Genomic DNA, 2,062 nt, shown 5'->3' on the forward strand with positions numbered 1-2,062 from the left:
CACGAAGGAGTGGGACCTGCTTGTGGTCAGGAACTCCCAGCTTGTCATAGCGCTCGAAGCCAAGTCCCAGGTGGGCCCGTCCTTCGGTAACAACTTCAACAACAGAACGGAAGAGGCGATGGGGAGTGCCCTCGACCTGTGGACTGCCTTTCGCGAGGGAGTCTTCGGGAACAGTCCTCAACCGTTTCTGGGATACTTCTTTATGCTGGAGGAGTGTTCAGAGTCGCGGTCGCCTATCGCCGTGAGGGAGCCTCACTTCAGGGTTCTGCCAGAGTTCGTGGGCTCTTCCTACGTCAGGCGGTATGAGCTCTTCTGTCGCAAACTTGTGAGGGAGCGGCAGTACAGCGCGGCGGCGTTCATCACGTCGCAGAGCGATACGGGTCTGGAGGGGGAATACAGGGAGCCAGCTTCGGACCTATCAATGCTCAGCTTTGCTCGCGCGCTGGCTGCTCACGCGTCAGCCCATGCCTGAGTACCGGATCGACCAGTCGTGCACTACCCATCGCCTCGTGCTTGCGGACGCCCGAAGGCTCGATTTCCTTCCGGACGAGTCCGTGCACTTGGTCGTGACGTCGCCCCCCTACTGGATCCTGAAGAGGTACAACGAGAATCCGAACCAACTCGGACATATCGAGGAGTACGAAGAGTTTCTCGAGCAACTCTCGCTGGTCTGGAAACACTGCTTTCGCGTCCTCGTGGCTGGCGGCAGGCTCGTCTGCGTGGTGGGCGACGTATGTCTGTCACGTCGAAGGTATGGTAGACATGTAGTCATGCCGTTGCATTCCGACATCGCGGTCGCCTGTCGCAAGATAGGCTTTGATAACCTCAACCCTATCATCTGGTACAAGATCTCCAACGCCAACTATGAGGTAAAGAACGGCAGCAAGTTTCTCGGGAAGCCCTACGAACCCAATGCGATCATCAAGAGCGACATCGAGTTTATTCTGATGCAGCGCAAGCCGGGCGCCTACAGAAGTCCCACTCCTGAGCAGCGGCGCCTCAGCATGATCAGCAAGTCTGAGTACGAGCAGTGGTTCAGACAACTGTGGGACATCCCGGGTGCCTCTACCCGTGACCATCCTGCTCCGTTCCCCTATGAGTTGGCGTATCGGCTGGTCCGCATGTTCTCCTTTGTCGGAGACACCGTCCTCGACCCCTTCTGCGGAACGGGCACCACAATGATCGCTGCTCTCCGCACGGGGCGTAACAGCATAGGCATAGACATTGACCCCGAGTACTGCAGGCTGGCAGCGCGGCGATTGCGGGCCGAGGCGCATACATTGTTCTCGCGAGCGCAGCTTATCTTCGAGAGGGCACAGCCAGCGGTCGAAGGCGGCGTAGTGGTTCGGGAAGACGCTGAGATGTACAGGGTGTCTCCGCGGAGGCGTGGGGTCGAGCGCAGCCAGTAGGCCTCGTAGCGAGCCTACCGTTGTCCCGGCGCATGGACGAGCGGAATTGCAGTGTTCAGTGGCCTGCGAGTCTTGGATGCCTGAGTACCGTTGCTCACGCTCGGCTGTCGGGCGCGTCCGCCATCCCCGCGTTGATTCTAGCAGTAGGGCACGAGTATTCCGTCTGTCATGCACAATTGGGGTAGCAGCGTGGCAGGGCACGTCCCCGGTCAGTGCGGAGGTGCGGCGAGGGCCCGGCGCAGGATAGGATTGGAACATGGACGAGACGACGTCGAGGCTGATCGAGGCCGCCAGGGCCGTCTGCGGCGAGTTCCGGCTCGGCAAGGACTTTTCTGCCGGGTCGGTTGGTGCGGCCCTGCTGACGGTGGACGGGCACATTTACACCGGCATCTGCATCGACCTTGCCTGTGGCCTCGGCTTCTACGCGCAAGCTGCGACCATTGCCAGAATGCTCGACCACCGGGAGACGTGAAGTCGGTGCCATCGTCGCCGTCCGCAAGGATCGCATCCTGCCACCCCGCGGCCACTGCGGGAGACGAGGTGCAGATTGATCCCCGCAACTGTCACTGCCGCGTCATGCTCGGCGAGGAGCATGCGGTGCCCCTGAGCTGGTCCCGTGCCACTGGCTGACGGCGTGAGACGACGGTGCCTGA

At 60.9% G+C, this 2,062-nt stretch carries 3 protein-coding genes; all 3 read left to right on the forward strand.

The genetic code is table 11. From position 1 onward, the window contains the following. Nucleotides 1-472, forward strand: a 472-nt coding sequence (locus NUW23_16210) for a PaeR7I family type II restriction endonuclease (GenBank protein MCR4427690.1), incomplete at its 5' end; no start/stop codon positions are given. Beyond that, entirely contained in the window at nucleotides 465-1,409 is a 945-nt protein-coding gene (locus NUW23_16215; GenBank protein MCR4427691.1) for a site-specific DNA-methyltransferase, read from the forward strand. The genes NUW23_16210 and NUW23_16215, both read left to right, overlap by 8 nt. A gap of 256 nt (nucleotides 1,410-1,665) precedes the next feature. Next, a complete protein-coding gene (locus tag NUW23_16220) occupies nucleotides 1,666-1,881 on the forward strand; it encodes a hypothetical protein (GenBank protein ID MCR4427692.1) in 216 nt (71 codons plus the stop codon). Nucleotides 1,882-2,062: the final 181 nt, after the last annotated feature.

The organism is Bacillota bacterium (genome assembly GCA_024655925.1).
Classification (GTDB): Bacteria; Bacillota; DTU025; order DTU025; family JANLFS01; genus JANLFS01.